Origin of the sequence: Paenibacillus sp. FSL R7-0163 (assembly GCF_037969975.1) — a bacterium.
GTDB lineage: Bacteria > Bacillota > Bacilli > Paenibacillales > Paenibacillaceae > Paenibacillus_AQ > Paenibacillus_AQ odorifer.
In genome coordinates this window covers 3,598,748-3,618,481 of record NZ_CP150224.1, presented here as the reverse complement: position 1 = coordinate 3,618,481, position 19,734 = coordinate 3,598,748, and the positions used below count along the sequence as shown (strand labels likewise).

The window sequence follows — 19,734 nt, the reverse complement described above, 5'->3', positions numbered from 1 at the left end:
ATATGATGTCCTTATTACCGGGTGATGAAAGCGGTAACGCAGCTATAATTATAGGGCAAAGACTAATTTGTCGCTATAGAAGGAGGTTTTTATCTATATGTTCGCAATCACTAAGCTTCGTTGTGAGTACAAAGAAAATCCGCTAGGAATTGATGTGATCAGACCCAGAATCAGTTGGCAGTTAGTTACAGATGACAGGGACTGCATGCAGTCTGCTTATCAAATTCAAGTGGCTGAGAATATGCTTTTTCAAGGCAAGCTATGGGATACAGAGGAAGTAAAGTCTTCTCAATCGATCCATGTTGAGCTTGAAGGTCTGCTGCTGGAAGCTCGCACGCGTTACTATTATCGGGTTCGGGCATGGAATCAGAATGCAACAGACTCGGGTTGGTCTGAGGTTGCATTTTTTGAAACCGGACTATTAGATGCAGGGAATTGGCAGGCGGAGTGGATCAGCGCTCCTACAGCCTCTTTTTCAAAAGATTTTGAGATTTGCCCACAGCTTCGTACATTCGTGGATGTAAAAGGTCCAGTGGAAAGTGCAAGGATTTATGTTACTGCTTTGGGCTTGTATGAACTGCAGCTGAACGGAAGTCGGGTGGGAGATCATTATTTTACTCCAGGCTGGACCAGTTACAGTAAACGGCTGCAATATCAAACTTATGATGTCACAAAGCTTCTGCATGAAGGTGCGAATGCGTTAGGCGCACTGTTAGGCAATGGCTGGTACAGAGGGTATTTAGGCTGGGATAATCAAAAGGAGATATATGGATCAAAGACTTCACTTCTGCTGGAGCTTCATATCCGGTACGCAGACGGTTCAAATGAGCTTATTAGCTCAAATCAGAATTGGCAGGCTGCAAAAAGCGCAATTATGATGTCTGAAATTTATAATGGTGAAACCTATGATGCTCGGCTGGAGCTGGATATCACCGATCCTTCATCAGAAGGTTGGCATCCAGTGGAGATTATTAACTATTCCAAAGCGATCATCGTTGCCCAGGAAAATGTGCCAGTGACACAAGTTGAAACCTTGAAGCCGATTGCACTGCTGACTACCCCCCAGGGAGATAGAGTGCTGGACATGGGCCAGAACATGGTAGGGTGGTTAAAATTTAATGTAAAAGGTCAATCTGGTCAGGCGGTAGAACTTCAGCATGCTGAAATATTAGACCGGGACGGAAATTTCTACACGGAGAATATGCGTAAAGCGAAACAGTGCATCCGCTATACTCTGAAAGGTGGAGAGCAAGAGACGTATGAACCACACTTCACTTTCCAAGGTTTTCGGTATGTGAAGCTTAGTGGGTTCTCAGCAGATCTTCAACTAGAGGATTTCACAGGAATTGTGATGCACTCCAATATGGAACGTACGGGTGATTTTCAGTGCTCAGATCCACTTGTGAATCAACTGCATCACAATATCCTGTGGGGGCAAAAAGGGAATTTCCTCGATGTGCCTACTGATTGTCCACAGCGTGATGAGCGGCTCGGCTGGACGGGGGATGCTCAGATGTTTGTCCGCACAGCCTCTTATTTGATGAATACGGCACCATTCTTTACGAAATGGCTGCGGGATTTGAAGGCAGACCAAACCCCTGAGGGCGGCATTCCGTTTTTTATTCCAGAGCTGAGAGCAGCTCCTCCTGGCGACGGAGATACTAACCATTCTTCTGCGGCCTGGGGAGATGCAGCTACGATCTGTCCATGGACAATCTATGAAATGTATGGCGACAAAAGGCTGCTTGCAGAGCAATACGAGAGCATGAAGCAATGGATTTCTTATATTTATGCACAGGGAAGCAATCCTTATCTATGGAATACTGGGTTTCATTTCGGCGATTGGCTAGCGCTTGATTCCAAGCCAGACAGCTATGTAGGGGCTACAGATCGGGATTATGTCGCCACCGCTTTTTATGCCTATTCTGTTTCTCTGACTTTGAAAGCGGCAATAGCCTTAGAAAAATCGGAGGACGTGGACTATTATAGTGAGCTGCACGCCAAAATTATAAAAGCATTCAGTGATGAGTTCATAACACCTGCGGGCAGGTTATCCGTCTCTACACAGACTGCACAGATATTAGCCTTACGTTTCGATCTTGTAGAAGGGGTCGCCAAAGAACGTGCAATTCAGAAGCTCACTGAGCTGCTTGCTGAAGCTAAGGATCATCTGACTACTGGATTCGTGGGCACACCTTATCTGAATCCTGTGCTCAGCGAGATTGGAAATAACGAACTCGCGTATAAGCTTCTTTTTCAAAAGGATTATCCATCCTGGCTGTATCAGGTGACGAAAGGTGCGACGACGATTTGGGAGCATTGGGATGGGATCAAGGAGGACGGCAGCTTCTGGAGTGCAGATATGAATTCTTTCAATCATTACGCCTATGGCGCAATAGGTGAATGGTTGTATCGTTACGTTGCAGGAATTGGAACAGATGAGTTGGAGCCTGGCTTCAAAATCGTTCATATCAAGCCACAGCCAGGCCCCGGTCTGGATTATGCAGAAGCTAGTCTTGAAACCATGTACGGAAAAGTGGAGTCAGCGTGGCGGCGATCAGAGGATAATGGAATGGTGATCCACGTTACGATTCCTGCCAATACCAACGGTATTGTCGTTCTGCCTGGAGCCAATCAACTAGGGTTATTAGAAAATGGAGTTCCTGTAGAGCAGTCCAGAGGCGTGCACAGCATCAGCTTGGTCGATAACGGAGTGAGACTCGAAATAGGTTCGGGCAGCTATCAATTTACGTATTCTTTATAACCTATACTAGGGGGCTTCCTAGTGTGAACTGACATCGAGGGGTATTCGGTGTCAGTTTTTCGTTTTCGAATTGACGAATGTAGAGAGGAGTTATTATAATGATTTATATTGATATGAACTAAGTAATATAAATATAAATCAAATTGGGATTCACAAGGAGGAAGACAAAAGAATGAAGACAGAAGGAAAATTGACGATACATACGCAGCAGCGGGGGGCGGAGTTAGGCGATCTATTCGGTATTTTCTTCGAGGATTTGAATCATGCGGCCGATGGTGGGCTTTACGCTGAGCTAGTTCAGAACCGATCTTTTGAATTCGACCCGATTGACCGGGCAGATTATCATGCGCTGATGGCTTGGGAGCCTGTAGAACGTGGAGATGGAAAGGTAAATATCTCTGTAGAAGACAGCAAGCCCTTAAATGATCGTAACCAACATTATGTTGCCATCGATATTGTGGCTGAAGGTGACGGCGTTGGCCTGATGAATCTAGGCTTTAACAGTGGTATTCCGGTAAAAGAAGGCGAGAATTATAACTTCTCGGTGTATGCCCGCCGGGAGACAAGCTTTGATGTGCCGCTTACCGTAAACATCGAAAGCACAGACGGCACCATTCTTGGTGAAGTGGAAATAGCCGTTAGCAGCTCGGAATGGAACCGATATGAAGCCGTTATCACAGCTAATAGCACTGACACAAGCAGTCGTCTTGTAATCGTTACCAAAGGTAGCGGGAAGGTATATCTGGATATGGTTTCCCTGTTTCCTGAGAAGACCTTTAAGAATAGACCCGGAGGCATGCGTGAAGATATTTCGCTGCTGCTCGCTGATTTAAAACCTAAATTTATGCGGTTCCCAGGAGGATGTCTGGTGCATGACGGTTCCTTGGATCCAGATGACAGAGACTCCATGTACAGATGGAAGAATACGATTGGGGATGTTGCACAAAGACCGGCAAGACGCAATAACTGGTCATATAATCAGACGCTTGGGTTAGGTTATTATGAATATTTTCAGTTCTGTGAGGATATTGGAGCTAAGCCGATCCCCGTTCTTCCGGGCGGCTATGACCCGCATCATAAACGGATGGTCCCGCTGGATGAATTAACGCCTTGGATTGAGGATGCTTTGGATTTAATTGAATTCGCCAAGGGGGATTCTTCCACGAAGTGGGGAGGCATTCGTGCAGAACTGGGTCACCCCGAGCCTTTTGGGCTGGAGTATGTCGGCATTGGGAATGAAGAGGTAGGCGCACCCTTTTTCGAGAGATATCCTTACTTTCATCAAGCCATCAAAGCAAAATATCCGGAAATCAAGGTCATTAATTCTAGTGGCCCGTTCTCTGCCGGTCAGGAATATGAACGGGGCTGGACGTCGGCAAAAGAGAATAAGTCTGACCTCGTAGACGAGCATTATTACTGTACACCTGAATGGTTCCTGGCTAATCATCATCGTTATGATGACTTCAAAGCGGATGAGCCAAAGGTATTCCTCGGTGAATATGCTTCATGGGGCAATACCTATTACAATGCATTAGTAGAAGCAGCATTTATGACAGGTCTGCAAAATAATGCTCATGCCGTTGGCTTAGCTTGTTATGCTCCAATGCTCTGTAATGTGGATTATATCAACTGGAAGCCGGACCTGATCTGGTTCAATAATCATGAAGTGTACGGCACGGCAAACTATTATGTGCAAAAGCTATTCATGAACCATCAGGGAGATCATTTGCTGAAGATGGAAGCAGATGGCTTCACGGCACCGAAGGAAAGCAGAAAGGAAGCGATCACTGGAGCCGTCAGTTTCGGTGTGGATGCCTCTGCTGCTCGTTTCTCCGAGATCACATTAGTCAACAATCTTACGGGAGAAGTGAAGACGTACTCTGACTTATCAGAGGAAGTCTCAAATCTGCCTGACCCTGCTCAGAATAGAACGGCTAAACGGACACAAGAGCTTGGTGAGACAGAGTGGGAAAACTATACTTTACATTTTAAGGCTACACGAACCGCAGGAAATAAAGGGTTTATCTTCTATTTTGGTAAAGCGGATGATCAGAATCATTTGTACTGGGAGCTGGGTGGCTGGCAGAATCAGGATTCGATTGTGGCCTCAATTATCAACGGAAGAAATTCTGTTCTGACGCATGCTATGTTTACTGTTGAAACAGACGTAGAATACGATCTTAAGCTAGAAGTAGTGGGCAGACATATCCGTACTTTTATTAACGGAGAACTGGTGAATGAGACAGAAGATAAACTTCCGGTCATTGAACCGCTGTATTACACGGCAAGTGTGGAAGATTTAACGGGGGATATTATCCTCAAGACAGTAAATGTACAAGAGAACAGTGTTTCTGCAGAGGTTGTACTGGAATCTTTGGTAAAAGAAGCACTGACCATCGAAGTCTATGAAATGTCGGGATACCAGCTTGAGGACGAAAATAACTTTGAGAATAAGCAGCGGGTCTCTCCGAAACAAACCAGCTTTAAGACAGAAGGAAGCAGCTATACTTATGAATTTCCGAAGCAATCCGTGACAATTTTCAGAATAAAATAACGAAGACGCCCCCATGAATCTCTGGCTTATTAAAGATTCATGGGGGCGTTTCTATGACTATTACAAGTTAACTTAGCCGTTCACACGCAGTCGAATCACATTCCAGGAAGCTTTTGCGAGAAGGGCTTTTACATGTCCACCCTCAACAACGGCTTTGCCTTGGCTAGGCATCACATTATGTGGATTAGATTTGGTATTTACAGCTTTAATATCTTCATGTTCCAGTACAATATGCTCAATAATGTCTACGGAACTGAAGCTGCGCAGATCCACGTCGAGCTCTAGTCCTTCGGATAAATGGCGGTTTACAGCGAAGACGGTTACTTCATTCAGCTCCTCGTTGTATACACTAATGGCTTCCAAATAAGGCACATCAGTGAAATCTTTGGAATCGTATTTAGGGCTGGAAATCAGCGGGTGAAGTACGGTTCCACGACCATAAAGGGAAGCATGCAGGTACGGATAATAAGTAGTCTGCAGCCAAAGCGGTCCGCCATTTTCAGTCATAATTGGGGCGATAACATTGATCAGCTGCGCTAAGCAGGCCATTTTCACACGATCAGCATGCTTCAATAATGAAATAAGACAGCAGCCCACAACAAGTGCATCTTCAAGTGTGTACACATCTTCGAATTCTGGCGGTGCGATCTGCCAGTGTTGTTCGGCACGGCTGCTGCCTTGTGATTTCCATACATTCCATTCATCGAGCGACAGATTTATTTTCTTTTTGCTCTTTTTCTTCGCTTGAACATAATCACAGGTGGCAGCCACACTGCTGATGAAATGATCCAAATCCATGGAGCGGGCTAGGAAGTTAGGCGTGTCGTCATTGTTGTTATTGTAGTACGTATGCAGTGATAAATAATCCACATTATCATAAGAAAGATCAAGCACGGTAGCCTCCCACTCGGCAAAAGTGTCCATGCCGCTGCCGGAGCTGCCACAAGCCACAAGCTCAAGCGTTGGATCGACCCAGCGCATAGCTTTTGCAGTTTCGTTCGCTAACCGGCCATATTCGACCGCGGTTTTAGCTCCAATCTGCCACGGACCATCCATTTCATTTCCGAGGCACCAGGTCTTAAAAGCGTGGGGCTCTTTATACCCATGAGAGATCCGCAGGTCACTGTAGTAGGAACCGGAAGGATGATTGCAGTACTCTACTAGATTTCTAGCTGCATCGATGCCGCGTGTTCCAAGGTTAACTGCCATCATGACTTCGCTGCCTACGAGCTTAGCCCAATCTGCAAATTCGTTGGTACCCACTTGATTGGTTTCTGTGGTCCACCAAGCTAATTCAAGAGATTGCTTGCGTTCATGCTTGGGTCCAACCCCATCCTCCCAATTGTAACCGGATACAAAGTTTCCTCCAGGATAACGGATGATAGGAACGTTTAGGGCACGAATAGCTTCGATGGCATCGTTCCGAAAACCATTCTGATCCGCAGTAGGGTGACCCGGGTCATAAATCCCACCGTAAACTGCTCTTCCTAAATGTTCGATAAATGAGCCGTAGATCCGCGGGTCTACTTCAGCTAGTCTGAAATCTTTGTCAATAATCATTGTCGATTTAATCGGCATGAGTGTACAGCTCCCTCTAGTTGAATTAATGATTTCACTAATTAAGTAATTGTTTTATGATTACATGATACTGATTTTAGCTTATAATAAGCAATGAATTAATTTAGGATTCGTTAAAATACTAATTCAATAAGCATAGGAGACGTTGAAATGTACTTAACCACAGATTCTGAATCTTTGCAGGTGTATGAAGCACTGGCAAGTGAAGTTAGGCTGCGAATTATTGAACTACTGGACCGCAGAGAGATGCACATCAAAGAGCTGGCAGCGGAGCTCTATCTTAGTAGTGCAATTGTTAGTACTCATGTAGCAAAGCTGCAAAAAGCAGGTCTGATCAGTTCTAAAATGAGACGAGTAAATGGAGGGACCTATAAATATTGTTCTTTGTCTGCGAATTACCTGCAGATTAAATTATCGGGCTCCCGTGGAGTTGCCAGAAAGGTGGTTGAGGTGTCTATCCCTGTAGGGCAATATACCGATATTCAGGCTTCACCTACCTGCGGGATTGCTACTACTGAGAAACTGATCGGCTATTATGATGATCCACGTTATTTTCTGGACCCGGAACGGGTGAATGCCGGCATTGTATGGTTTGCGAAAGGTTCTATCGAGTACAAGATTCCAAATTATCTATTTCAAGATCAAGTGGTGCAAGAGATTGAGATTTCACTGGAAATAGGTTCCGAAGCTCCACATGTAAATGAGAAGTGGCCGTCGGATATCGGCTTTATGATGAATGGACAGGATTTAGGGAAATGGACTAGTCCGGGCGACTTTGGCCTCACTAGAGGACGATTAAATCCCATTTGGTGGCGTTCGGATGTTAACCAATATGGTTTGCTTAAGGTTCTGCGGATTAATGCAGGTGGAACCTTTGTGGATGGGCAGCAAATCTCAGATATTACCTTGGAGGATGTACGAGTAGAGCAGGATCAGTGGACCTTTCGTTTAACGGCAGAGAATAGCGGACGGAGAAGAGGTGGACTAACCATATATGGCCGTGGATTTGGGAACTACGAGCAAGACATTATGTTTAGAGTGTATTACGAATGATTTCGAGTTTACAGGTAAAGTGTTTATAAGATTCTGTAGAAAATTTAAGCTTGTGTACCAATTATTACCTCTGATAAAATAAAAATAAAAAATATATTGTAATGAAAACGTTTTTATGTTAATTTAAATCTATAAAAACGTTTTTATTCGTAAAGGAAGATTGAATCATTATGGAAAAGGTAACGATCAAAGATGTTGCCAGAGAGGCTGGAGTCTCCATTTCTACGGTTTCCAACGCGTTAAATGACGTAGATGTATTAAACCCGGAGACGAAATCACATGTTCTTAAGGTTGCGAAGCGATTAAACTATGTTCCTAACCTGAACGGTAAGCTCCTTAGGAACGGGAAAACCAAAATGCTGGGTTTTTTCACAACAAGTGTGTCGGGTCCATACTTCTATAAACTGGTCGAGTCCATGTCGCGTGAATGTGATCGACTAGGTTACGGGCTGAATGTATTTGTTACCAAGGATAAACAAGTGATTATGAGCAATATTCTAGGCCGGCGAGTGGATGGTGTCATTATCTACGAGGAGCTGAGAATAGACGAAGAAGAAATTGCTGCAATGGTGAAAGACAAGATTAAGGCTGTATTTTTGGATCGACCGCTTAAGAACGACACGATGGGAAGCGTGATTTTTGATTCCTTTGAAGCGGGGTTTGAAGCGACCAAATATTTAATCAGTCTAGGGCATAAAAAGATTGCTTACATATCTGGTGTGGATGAGATGTACGACAGTGTTCAGCGGAGAGAAGGATACTTAGCTGCTTTGCGTCAGTATCAGCTACCCACGCATGAAGAGTATATTATACAAGGATATTTTGAGGAAGAAAGCACTTACAACGCTATAAAATCTTTTCTTCATTATAGTCCTGATAAAATACCTGATGCCTTCTTGGCAGGGAACGACTTGAGTGCGATTGGATGTATTCAAGCTTTGAAATCGCATGGATACGAAGTTCCGCTAGATGTTAGCGTTATGGGGTTTGATGATATTGATATTGCGCAGTATTTCTCACCACCTTTAACTACGGTAAGAAATCAAATTGCTAGACAAGGTATTTTGGCTATTAATCACCTAGTTCGCATGATCCAGAAGAAGGAACAGGGCGAGATGATGAAATTGGCAGGTGAATTAGTCGTAAGAGGTTCTAGTCAAGTAAAGATTGGTCGGTAAGAACACATATATGTAATGGGTTCAAGATTTTACCCGATCATTTTTTATAATTTTGTTGTTTTGGGAGGGTTTTTTTTTCAAAAAAATAAAAACGTTTTTATTATGTGGGGATCATGATTTGGAGGGGAGAAGAAAAAGTGGATAAATTAGCCGTAGTGCCAACAAACGGAAAGAATCCAATGAGCGGGAAAAAGCCTATGGGGCAGAGGGTCAAAGAATTTGTAATTGATTACAAGAGACAATGGGAAATTCAATCCATGGTCATCCCGGGAATTATTTTTATGATTATCTTTTGTTTTATTCCGATTTACGGATTGACGATTGCTTTTAAAAGTTACACCGTAATTGATACGCTCGATTCTGCACCTTGGGTAGGGCTCGATAATTTCAGAATTATTTTATCTGATAAATATTTTTGGGACGCTGTAGTCAATACATTAGGGATCAGCTTTCTGAAATTAGCCATAGGGTTTATTATTCCTATTATTTTATCCGTTATGATTTACGAATTAAGTGGCGGACGCTTTAAAAAGATAGTGCAAACCATCTCTTATTTACCACACTTTTTGTCCTGGATCGTTCTCGGCGGGATGCTGATTGCCTGGTTTTCCTCATCCGGTATGTTTAATGAGATTATGCTCAGTTTGGGACTGATTTCGAAACCGGTAAATATTTTGCTTGATGCGAATAAATACTGGTGGATTGCAACGTTATCCGATATTTGGAAAGAGGCTGGTTGGGGAACGATTCTCTACTTAGCCATTATGTCGAAAATAGATCCTACTTATTATGAGGCTGCCAAAATAGATGGCGCAAGCCGTATGAGACAAATTTGGAATATTACGCTTCCTAATATGAAGCCGATTATCAGTTTAAATCTGATTCTCACTGTAAGCGGTTTATTAGGATCAAATCTGGATCAAACCCTGGTATTGATGAATTCTCAGAACCGCGTTAAGGCGGAGGTCATTAATTCTTATGTGTATCGTATGGGTATGACGCAAGGTGACTTCTCTTATGCTACTGCTGTTGGTTTAGGTGTCTCCATCGTTTCAGTCATCCTACTGATTAGCGCCAACAAAGTATCCAGTAAATTAAATGATAATCAATCAGTTCTGTAGAAGGAGGCATTTCTGTGAATCGTACGGTGGCTAAAGAAGATCTCGATAGTCGAATCTTTAATACCTTAAATATTATCCTGCTCTGTATTTGTACAATCATTATTGTCGTTCCTTTATGGAATGTAGTCATATCCTCTTTAAGCTCGGGCAAGGCGCTTGCGGAAGGCGGATTCATATTTTGGTCTCCAGAGTTCTCCTTGGAAAATTATCGTGCTGTATTTCAAGATGAGACCATTGGTTTAGCATTCGTAGTATCGCTTGCCAAAACATTTATTGGTGTCATTACCCACGTATTCTTTTGTGCCATGATCGGTTATGGCTTGAGTAAGAAATACATACGTGGACGTAAGCTGTATGTTGCCATGGGTGTAATCACCATGTTTTTCTCAGGTGGAATGATCCCTACGTATTTATTGATTAAATCATTAGGCCTCTTAAACAGCTTCTGGGTTTATATTATCCCGGCCTTGTTCAGTTATTATGATGTAGTTATTCTAATGAACTTCTTCAGAAATGTACCGGATTCACTTGAAGAGTCAGCCAAAATTGATGGTGCAGGTGACTGGCGCATTTTCCTAAAAATCTTTATCCCTCTTTCCATGCCGGCTATGGCCACCATTGCGTTATTTAACGGGGTTGGGCAGTGGAACGACTTTATGACCACCAAGTTATATATTACCGATCAATCGCTCTACCCGCTGCAGATGAAGCTCTATGAAATCATTGTTCAGTCGCAAACACAATCCATGCAAAATGTTGGTGGATCTGCGATTATCGAAACTACGACTAAAGGGGTTCAACTAGCAACAATTGTCATTACAACTTTGCCGATTGTTGTGATGTATCCAATATTACAGAGGTACTTTATCTCAGGCATGATGATGGGGGCGGTGAAGGAATAGTAAGTAAATCTCCAAGTAGTGAATGCTTACAAAACTTTTTAGGGGGAATCAAAAGATGAACAAAGCATTTGGGAAAAAAGGACTCAAACTTTGTACGGCACTTATGGCTGTTGTATTAGTATTTACAGGTTGCGGATCGAAAGGTAATTCTGACAGCTCCAGTAAAGAGTTAAGCTCCATTGAAGGCCGTTATACTATAGATCCGGAAACACCGGCATGGAAGCTGGATACAAAAAAAGAGACAACAGATCTGACTTGGTACGTGAATGCAGACTGGTGGAATACTGATTTCGGAAAAGACCTTGTCACTAAGAAAATTAAAGAGGATTTAAACATCAACATTAAATTCATTACAGGCGATGACACTAAGCTAAATACGATTTTTGCCGGCGGTGAAATGCCAGACCTGTTGACTATTTTTGATTCCAACTCTCCAGTCGTACAAAAAGCTGCTACATGGGCATTGCCTTTGAATGATCTGGCAGATAAATATGATCCTTATTTCAATAAAGTTGCAGAAAAAGATACGATGAACTGGTTCCAGTTAGCTGATGGCAAGACCTATGGATACCCTAACTATTCCAATACGCAAAACGATTATGATAGCGGTAACATCCCTGCTAAAACAGCCTTTGTCATCCGTAAGGATGTTTACGAGGCCATTGGAAAACCAAGCTTTGGAACTCCTGAAGAATTCAAGAGCGTTATGCAACAAATCAAAAAACAATTCCCGGACATGATTCCTTTTGGTTTTAACTCCATTGGTTCAGGCACTGGTTCTTTGGGAGATGTATTGGAGGACTTTATCGGTGTGCCGATGGAAACTGAAAATGGTGATTTCTACAACCGGAATCTGGATGAGGATTACCTGACTTGGTTGAAGACATTAAATGAAGTCTACAGAAATGGTGACATCAGTGATGACAGCTTTGCTGATGACGGTACTGCCTTTGAAGAAAAAGTGAAATCCGGTAAATATGCAACAATACTTTTGGATGGAACACCGCAACAAAGTGGTAACCTGCAAATCTTCATGACAGAAAATCCAGGTAAGGAATATGTCGCTATTGATGGACCACAAAGTACTGTTGGACATGAGCCAACATTGAATCAATCTGGAATTACAGGTTGGATGATTAGCTATGTTACTAAAAAGGCTAAGGACCCTGCCAAAGCGATTCAAATTTACACTTATTTGCTCAGCGACGAAGGACAAAAGCTCATGAACTACGGTATTGAAGGAGAAACCTATAAAGTTAACGACAGCGGTAAAATTGAATTCTTGCCTGAAATCAAAGACCTGCAATTAAATAATGCCGATAAATTCAAAAAAGATTACCGGATGGGCGAATTTATGTTCTTTGGACATGACCGTGATAAAGCGCTGAGTAATGACGCATTCGCAGATTCCATTAAACAAATGCAAGAGTGGGGCAAAGGAAAGCTAAAACCACACTTTATTCTTGAAAACATTAACCCGGCTCAAGGAACGCCTGAAGCTCGCAGTCTTACTGCAATTGATACTACTTGGAACACTACGCTTGTAAGTATGATCCGCGCTAAAGACGATGCTACATTCGACAGCACCTTAGCTGCTTACAAAACATTTTTAAATGATAACAACTGGGATAAGATTGTAGAAGTTCGTTCTGAAAAAATGAAAAACAACAAAGAAAAATTAGGCCTTAAATAAGTTAGAAAATAGAATGTGGCCCCTTCACTGGGGCCTCTTCATAGAAAGATGGAGGGAAACAACATGCCAGAGCTTAAAATTTATCAATCCACCGGGGAGAATACATTGTTTGTAGAGCAAAGTCTGCAACAATTAACTCCAATTGCTGACGCAGAGGCGACCACTACTGTAACTATTGACGAGAATCAAACCTTTCAGGAAATGGATGGCTTTGGAGCATCTTTTACGGATTCATCCGCTTATTTGATTAATCAAGTCCTGGACAACGAACAGAAAAAGGAAGTCATGAGCAAGCTTTTTGACGCACAAGATGGAATTGGTTTGTCCGTATTAAGAAATCCAATGGGGGCATCGGATTATGCTAGAGATATTTATAGCTATGATGATAGACCTGCACAGGAAACGGATACGGAATTAACCCACTTCTCTATCGCACATGATGAAGCAGACATTATCCCTTTGTTGCAACAAGCTCTGGAAATTAACCCTGAGATCAAACTGATGGCTTCTCCATGGAGTGCACCAGGTTGGATGAAGACTAGCGGATCGATGATTGCTGGAGAACTTAAACAAGAATATTATCAGGCTTATGCCGATTATTTTGTTCGATATATTCAAGCTTTTGAAGGGCACGGATTGCCAACTTATGCTGTAACACCACAGAACGAGCCTTTATTTGAACCAAAACACTACCCTAGTATGTTAATGTTGCCTGAGGCGCAAAAAGATTTCATTAAAAACTACCTGAAGCCTAGCTTTGTTAAGCACAACATCGCTACAAAAATTCTCTGCTACGACCACAACTGGGATCGTCCAGATTATCCGTTAACCGTGCTCGATTATGCAAAAGATGAAGTAGATGGTGTAGCTTGGCACTGGTATGGTGGCAATGCATCAGCGCAATCAGAGGTTCTGAAAGCTTTTGCTGATAAAGAAGTGCATTTTACAGAAGGTTCTGGTGGAGAATGGATTCCTCCGTTTGAACAAGCCTTCTCCAATGTAATGAGAACAGGGATTGATATTCTTAGAAATCATAGTAAATCCTTTGTGTTATGGAATATGGCCTTAGATGAAAAGAACGGCCCAACCGTACCGGGTTTTGGCAAAAGTACTTGTCGTGGTGTTGTGACAGTCAACCAAGAGACCAAGGAGCTTACGTATACGCTCGACTATTATGCGCTGGCCCATTTCAGTAAATTTATTCGTCCGAAGGCAGTGCGTATTGACGCTTCCACCAATCAAGAAGAGATTCGTTCCGTAGCTTTTAAGAATACAGATAACTCTATTGCAGTTGTTCTGTTCAACGATAGCGAAAAGGCTGAGAATGTTGCTTTGAACTTGCCGGGAGCGGATGAATTATCTTTCCGTTTGGCGTCAAAAAGTGCTTTATCCATTTTGATAAAATAATTAGAGGACGTAGCTCAGAAGCACTCGAATCTTGATTCGGGTGCTTTTTTTATGAAAATAATCGTATAAAAAATCTATGTTCGGTAAGCATAGTTTTGAATTTACGGATTTTCAATAATAGTAAATAAAAATGGCAGTCCAGAGCTGATGTTCAGCGTCTGGACTGCCATTTATTTTTCTGTGTAATTGGATTGCGAGTTCTAACGTTCTAAACGGTAACCACCGTGAAATACAGGACCCACATATTCATTAAACGCAAATCCATTACGAATGGCTGCGGAGACAAAATCTTTAGCTTTTGCAACAGCCTCATGAACCGTTAATCCATTAGCTAGACCGCCTGTAATTGCTGCGGCAAAAGTACATCCAGCCCCGTGATTGTGAGCGGGTTCGATTTTGGCTGTTTGGAATACAGTGTACTCAGAACCGTCGTAGAAGATATCAATCGCTTGATCGCCGCCGAGTGCTTTGCCGCCTTTAACCACGACATTACGTGCACCGAGCTTATGAATCAGACGTGCAGCTTCTTTCATTTCCTCAAGGGTAGTAAGTTTGCCAAGACCTGAAAGAACACCTGCTTCAAACAAGTTTGGGGTGACCACAGTTGCTAGTGGTAGCAATAAGTCACGAATAGCCTCAGCGCTGTCAGGGTTCAAGACTTCATCTTCACCCTTGCACACCATAACTGGATCAATAACTACATTAGTCTGAAGATTTTCTTTGATCGCTTGCTCAGCAACGCGCACAATTTCAACACTTCCAAGCATACCTGTCTTCATGGCATTAACCGGGCCACCAGCGAAAATAGTTTTTAACTGCTCAGCAACAATGGAGGCATCAATTGGATAAACATTATGGTGCCAGCCGTTGTCCGGGTCCATAGTAACGATAGTGGTCAAGGCACTAAAGCCGTAGGTACCATACTCTTCAAATGTTTTTAGATCCGCTTGGATGCCTGCGCCACCACTGGAGTCGCTGCCTGCAATAGTTAGAGTTTTAATAATTTGAGTCATGGTTACGTCCCCTTTATATATGTCTGAATTCATAAACAACGCATTGCATTGATTATAACAAAAAATAACACCTACGTCTTTCTAAAAGCAAGAGCAAGGTTGAAAATACATTCCTCTAAAAATTCCCACCCTTAGTCCAGCTTCTCTGCGTTTGGGTCAGCAATGAAGAGCGGTCCGTGATTATCTGTAAAGAACTTCATGAGGGTCTCCACTACTTCCTGCTGTGGGGATGTTTGAGCTTGATGTATTCCGATACTGCGGAATAAATAACCCCATTCTCTCTTATCGTAATAGGCAGCACCCTCATTCTGATAGCCATTCGCGTCTGCTTGAAGCGTATATCTGACCGTTCTTGCTTCAGCTCCTGCAGTACCTAAAATATGCTGTTCGCTAAACTTAAGCGGATTATTAATCGTAAATCCCAGCGCGTCAGCCCATTCGGCTTTTTCCGGGAAATAGGCTCCGATTGCAGTGATGGCACAGCCTGTGCAAGTCCAAGCCGTATCTGAATAGTTCATGTTTTGTTCCGGATGGTTCGGATCCTGAAAGGTAACTCCATAAGAACCGTTAGCGCCGACAACCGCCGTAGCCTGCCATCCGGCAGGAGCAAGTAGAAGATAACCTCCACCGATATCAGGGCGGTAGACCAGCGTTGCTTCTACTTGGTTTTTCATGTCTTGAGATAAAGCAAAGGTCATTTCAGGTATGGGGGGGATTTCTGTATTTATATATTCGCTGCCACTATCAATATTTAGCTGCGCGAGCGTGGTATGCAGTGGAATGATGACCTGCCCATTATCGGGATTACTGCTAGGAAATTCGAGCATTTTTTGAGTGGGGCTGGGTTCGTTATCTGCTTCCTTATTAGTTTGTGCGTTGGTGGACGTGGGTGGTGTGGTGGGCGTTCCCCAGTCGAGCCCTTTATATCCAATCAGCAGCACTAGTACAATTACGACGCACAATATTGAAGTTAAGATCCAGCCGTTTCTAACACCTCTTCGTTTGGATTTCATATATTTTGTACCTCCTTTGATCTTACTTATATAGACCTAAGAATGGAGTGGAAAGTTTCTTACATAACCTTTATATTTCTGAAGTTCTTCATGATCGGGCGGGATAGAGAGGGAGTCCGTTTCTTAAACCCTGCATATCAATATAGAAAGAATTTCAAACAAAGCGTGTAGGAGGGCGAGTATGGTTACGATTAGTTTATGTATGATAGTACGAAATGAAGAAAAAAGCTTGCACCGATGTTTATCTACCATTGCAAGTCTCGTAGATGAAATTGTTATCGTGGATACAGGCTCGACGGATAAAACAAAAGAGATTGCGTTGTCCTTCGGAGCTGTAATTTATGATTTTGAATGGATTGATAATTTTAGTGCCGCACGTAATTTTGCCTTTAGCAAAGCTACTCAGGAGTACATTTTGTGGCTTGATGCGGATGATTATATAAAGGAAGAGGATCAGATTCTTTTAAAAAAACTAAAAGAAATCCTGCCGGGACATATTCACAGTGTGAACATGCAATATAATCTGGCTTTTGACGAAGCGGGAAATGTCACAGCTAGTTTACGCCGCAACAGGCTGGTTCGGCGCAGCTGCAACTTTCAATGGATCGGGCCTGTTCATGAGTATTTAGAGGTAAGTGGTCCTTCTTTTAGTAGTGATGTCTGCATCACACATGAGAAAGATAAGGAATACACAGATCGTAATTTGCGGATTTATCAAAAACGTGTTGCACAGGGTGAAGTATTTTCGCCGAGAGACCAGTATTATTATGCGAATGAATTAAGAGATCATGCTATTAATGAAGAGGCTTGCAAATACTATGAGATTTTCTTAGCGGGTGGACAGGGCTGGATTGAAGATAATTTTCAGGCTTGCCTAAAGCTTGCCGAATGCCGGGAACGGCTGGGGGATAAAGAAGGTGCATTTGAAGCGTTATGTAAAACCTTGCAGTATGATAAACCACGTTCAGAGTTTTGTTGCCGACTGGGGTCACTTCTGCTGGATAAAGGCCAGTTGCATCCAGCCGCATACTGGTATGAGCTAGCGATTAAGCTACCGCGGGATAACGATTCGATGGGGATGAAGAATGGGATCTTTTATACCTGGCTGCCGCATCTTCAATTGGCACTTTGTTATGATCGTCTCGGCCAACACGAGAAGGCGAATCATCACAATGAAACGGCGTTGAGTTTTTATCCATCCCATCCTAGTATGTTATACAATCGCACCTATTTCAAAAATCTACTTGGTGATAAATATGTAGCGCTTCAGGCTTAATTTAGTAAAAGAGATGCCCCAGCCGTTCTGATTATGACTGCTGGGGTATTTATGTGTTTTTTGGAGCTTGCAAGATTACTGGCGGTGGGGAAGCTTCCCGTGATCCCCGGCAAGCTTCGCTGGTTCGAATAGATTTCCGCGTACAAAGCAGCTATCGGACCCAGCTGACCTTAAACGCTGCTTTATGCCACATTTGGAATTCTAACGGACCGCATAGTCGCTATTGACCAGAAACACACTCCATTTGGAGCAATATCTCAGGAATAGCTGCACTGGAGTCCGAAACTGTGCTCAAAAGGCGATAAATGAGCAAATAGCGTCATCTGGGTCCGGAAGCAGGGAGCATCGCGGATGATTGCTGGGTGTAAGAGTAAAGTCAGGGGTGTAAGATTCCCGGCAGCGTAGGAGTATAGGTGTGGCGGTTGATCACTGGGCGCAAGAGTAAGCTCGTAGGTGGATCATTATCAGCAGCGTAGGAGTAAAGGTAGACAGTAATTAATATGCAGAAGATATCCCAAAGAGGGTAACCCAGCATCCATGAACTAGATGCTGGGTTACCCTCTTTTAGTAAGCTGGATTGTATTGTTGTTCCTTTTTATAATCGTTTGGAGGGAGACCTACCTCTTGTTTGAAAAGCTTGGAGAAATAGGAGTAGTTGCTATAGCCAACTTTGTTCGCGACGGTATATACAGACATATTTGTGGTTTCCAATAAATGTTTCGCAGCCGCGATTCGGACGTGGATGACATAACTGCCTAATGAAACCCCAGTTTCTCGTTTGAATATCCTTGCCAGGTAATCAGGATTGAGATAGACAATTTCAGCCAAATCATTTCGGGTCAGGTCATCGCCGTAATGTGAATGAATGTATTGTTTGATTTCTTCTGCGACGGACTTAGGCTGGGCAGCAAAGTCACGATATTTCATGGCTGTAGTGACAAGGTATTTAAGATATTCTTCCATATCCTCGATTGAATCCAAAGAGTGCATAGATAATTTATCATTAGTTTTGCCAGAGTATAATTTGTGTGATCTTATCCCTTTCAGGTTGAGAAATGAATAGACTAGCTGTACTACATCTAAACGGAACAAGCTAAGGACAGAGGTCTCAAGTGTTCTATTGTTAAGCATGACCTTTAAATATTGTGTAACTTCTTCAAGAAAAGCAGTGAATTTATTCTGATTCAGCAGTTCTTCCAAATAGGCAAGATCCGGTGGTGTATAGCCCGGTTTATTTTGATGCAGATAAGCCTCCACCAAAAAGGTCTGATTTCTGCATCTCGTAATTTCTTCATCCATAGTCAGGGATTGTTTTAGAACATTCCCCACATTACTCAGTTTATCGTTTAAACCAATATTGCAGCAGACATCACATTTTAAATAAGGATTCGCCTTTTGAATAAAAGAAGCACATAATGCTTCAAGCAGTTGCGTATCTGGAGCCTGGTTCCATTTTAATATGGCGATCCAGTTATAATCTTTGTATTCCAGAATGCTTTCGATGGTAAAACAAGGGTGCTGAAACAATTCGTACAATACATTTAGCAGGGCAAAATCAAACAGATCCTTTTCTTCTTTTCCCATACTGCCATTGTAAGGGAATAAGTTAAATATCAAAGGCTGTAGGGTATCACTCATTTGATAGGAGAGGTTTTGTTCTTCAATGGCATGTGTGATGTCTGACAATTTAATCGGAAATGATGTACTGCCACTAACTAGCTTCCGCCAAAAATGCTCAAGAATCTTCGCCTGATTTTTTTGCCAAAAGTAACCGCCCTGAATGGCTTTTTCGTTTTTTTGCTGCTCTTTTGCTTGGGTAACCGCCTTATGGATGATCAACATCAGCTTGTCAAATTCAATGGGCTTAAGGAAATATTCAAAGCTCTGCAATTCGATTGCTTTCTGCGCATAGTTAAAATCTGCATAATTGGTAAGAAGAATAGTCTGAATACTATAATTTCCCTCGCGAATCCATGCTAGTAATTCCAGTCCGCTGCCCTGCGGCATTTCAATATCTGAAATCAGAATTTGAACAGAATGCTTTTCTATTATTTCACGTGCTTGAGCGACATTATTAGCCGTATAAACAGTATCAATGTGTAATGATTCCCAATCAATTTTCTTTTGCAATGCGGCAATAACATAAAAGTCATCATCAACAAGCAGTACATTCATAGTTTGC

General features: G+C 42.6%; 13 protein-coding genes. 9 read left to right on the top strand and 4 right to left on the bottom strand.

Annotation, left to right across the window (positions count from 1 at the left end):
* Positions 1-97: 97 nt before the first annotated feature.
* Together NST45_RS16195 and NST45_RS16190 are read left to right on the top strand one after the other, a co-directional pair.
* A complete protein-coding gene (locus NST45_RS16195; RefSeq protein WP_076142020.1) occupies positions 98-2,764 on the top strand; it encodes a family 78 glycoside hydrolase catalytic domain in 2,667 nt (888 codons plus the stop codon).
* A 172-nt stretch (positions 2,765-2,936) separates the two neighbouring features.
* A complete protein-coding gene (locus NST45_RS16190) occupies positions 2,937-5,318 on the top strand; it encodes an alpha-L-arabinofuranosidase C-terminal domain-containing protein (RefSeq protein ID WP_339823167.1) in 2,382 nt (793 codons plus the stop codon).
* 72 nt (positions 5,319-5,390) lie between these two features.
* On the opposite strand, the gene NST45_RS16185 is transcribed toward NST45_RS16190, so the two are convergent.
* On the bottom strand, positions 5,391-6,896 hold the full coding sequence (locus tag NST45_RS16185) for an alpha-N-arabinofuranosidase (RefSeq protein ID WP_339823165.1): 1,506 nt from the start codon (positions 6,894-6,896) through the stop codon (positions 5,391-5,393).
* A gap of 150 nt (positions 6,897-7,046) precedes the next feature.
* Between NST45_RS16185 and NST45_RS16180 the strand changes: the two genes are divergently transcribed.
* From NST45_RS16180 to NST45_RS16155, 6 genes are all read left to right on the top strand, one after another.
* Entirely contained in the window at positions 7,047-7,949 is a 903-nt protein-coding gene (locus NST45_RS16180; RefSeq protein ID WP_036689735.1) for an ArsR family transcriptional regulator, read from the top strand.
* A 170-nt stretch (positions 7,950-8,119) separates the two neighbouring features.
* On the top strand, positions 8,120-9,127 hold the full coding sequence (locus NST45_RS16175; RefSeq protein ID WP_036689737.1) for a LacI family DNA-binding transcriptional regulator: 1,008 nt from the start codon (positions 8,120-8,122) through the stop codon (positions 9,125-9,127).
* 179 nt (positions 9,128-9,306) lie between these two features.
* Entirely contained in the window at positions 9,307-10,248 is a 942-nt protein-coding gene (locus NST45_RS16170) for an ABC transporter permease subunit (RefSeq protein ID WP_339826190.1), read from the top strand.
* Between the two features lie 14 nt (positions 10,249-10,262).
* Positions 10,263-11,150: a carbohydrate ABC transporter permease gene (locus NST45_RS16165; protein ID WP_036689738.1), complete on the top strand. Its 888-nt coding sequence runs from the start codon at positions 10,263-10,265 to the stop codon at positions 11,148-11,150.
* Positions 11,151-11,205: 55 nt separating this feature from the next.
* A complete protein-coding gene (locus NST45_RS16160) occupies positions 11,206-12,843 on the top strand; it encodes a sugar ABC transporter substrate-binding protein (protein WP_076143209.1) in 1,638 nt (545 codons plus the stop codon).
* Between the two features lie 63 nt (positions 12,844-12,906).
* Positions 12,907-14,250 (top strand): glycoside hydrolase family 30 beta sandwich domain-containing protein, encoded by a 1,344-nt coding sequence (locus tag NST45_RS16155; protein ID WP_038569998.1) that lies wholly within the window; start codon positions 12,907-12,909, stop codon positions 14,248-14,250.
* A gap of 200 nt (positions 14,251-14,450) precedes the next feature.
* On the opposite strand, the gene thiD is transcribed toward NST45_RS16155, so the two are convergent.
* Together thiD and NST45_RS16145 are read right to left on the bottom strand one after the other, a co-directional pair.
* Complete coding sequence (gene thiD / locus NST45_RS16150) at positions 14,451-15,263, bottom strand: bifunctional hydroxymethylpyrimidine kinase/phosphomethylpyrimidine kinase (RefSeq protein ID WP_036689743.1); 813 nt, start codon at positions 15,261-15,263, stop codon at positions 14,451-14,453.
* Between the two features lie 131 nt (positions 15,264-15,394).
* The gene (locus tag NST45_RS16145) at positions 15,395-16,276 is read right to left on the bottom strand and encodes a DUF4850 domain-containing protein (protein ID WP_076143205.1); all 882 of its coding nucleotides are present in this window, start codon (positions 16,274-16,276) and stop codon (positions 15,395-15,397) included.
* A gap of 181 nt (positions 16,277-16,457) precedes the next feature.
* Between NST45_RS16145 and NST45_RS16140 the strand changes: the two genes are divergently transcribed.
* A complete protein-coding gene (locus NST45_RS16140) occupies positions 16,458-17,552 on the top strand; it encodes a glycosyltransferase family 2 protein (RefSeq protein WP_076143203.1) in 1,095 nt (364 codons plus the stop codon).
* Positions 17,553-18,116: 564 nt separating this feature from the next.
* On the opposite strand, the gene NST45_RS16135 is transcribed toward NST45_RS16140, so the two are convergent.
* Entirely contained in the window at positions 18,117-19,727 is a 1,611-nt protein-coding gene (locus NST45_RS16135) for a helix-turn-helix domain-containing protein (protein ID WP_036689748.1), read from the bottom strand.
* Between the last annotated feature and the right edge of the window lie 7 nt (positions 19,728-19,734).

Excerpts from the sequence above, each read along its gene's own strand:
- NST45_RS16175 (WP_036689737.1), top strand. The coding sequence starts at position 8,120 with ATGGAAAAGGTAACGATCAAAGATGTTGCCAGAGAGGCTGGAGTCTCC.
- NST45_RS16155 (WP_038569998.1), top strand. The coding sequence starts at position 12,907 with ATGCCAGAGCTTAAAATTTATCAATCCACCGGGGAGAATACATTGTTT.
- NST45_RS16160 (WP_076143209.1), top strand. The coding sequence starts at position 11,206 with ATGAACAAAGCATTTGGGAAAAAAGGACTCAAACTTTGTACGGCACTT.
- NST45_RS16140 (WP_076143203.1), top strand. The coding sequence starts at position 16,458 with ATGGTTACGATTAGTTTATGTATGATAGTACGAAATGAAGAAAAAAGC.
- NST45_RS16170 (WP_339826190.1), top strand. The coding sequence starts at position 9,307 with ATGAGCGGGAAAAAGCCTATGGGGCAGAGGGTCAAAGAATTTGTAATT.
- NST45_RS16190 (WP_339823167.1), top strand. The coding sequence starts at position 2,937 with ATGAAGACAGAAGGAAAATTGACGATACATACGCAGCAGCGGGGGGCG.
- thiD (WP_036689743.1), bottom strand. The coding sequence starts at position 15,263 with ATGACTCAAATTATTAAAACTCTAACTATTGCAGGCAGCGACTCCAGT.
- NST45_RS16195 (WP_076142020.1), top strand. The coding sequence starts at position 98 with ATGTTCGCAATCACTAAGCTTCGTTGTGAGTACAAAGAAAATCCGCTA.
- NST45_RS16185 (WP_339823165.1), bottom strand. The coding sequence starts at position 6,896 with ATGCCGATTAAATCGACAATGATTATTGACAAAGATTTCAGACTAGCT.
- NST45_RS16145 (WP_076143205.1), bottom strand. The coding sequence starts at position 16,276 with ATGAAATCCAAACGAAGAGGTGTTAGAAACGGCTGGATCTTAACTTCA.
- NST45_RS16135 (WP_036689748.1), bottom strand. The coding sequence starts at position 19,727 with ATGAATGTACTGCTTGTTGATGATGACTTTTATGTTATTGCCGCATTG.
- NST45_RS16180 (WP_036689735.1), top strand. The coding sequence starts at position 7,047 with ATGTACTTAACCACAGATTCTGAATCTTTGCAGGTGTATGAAGCACTG.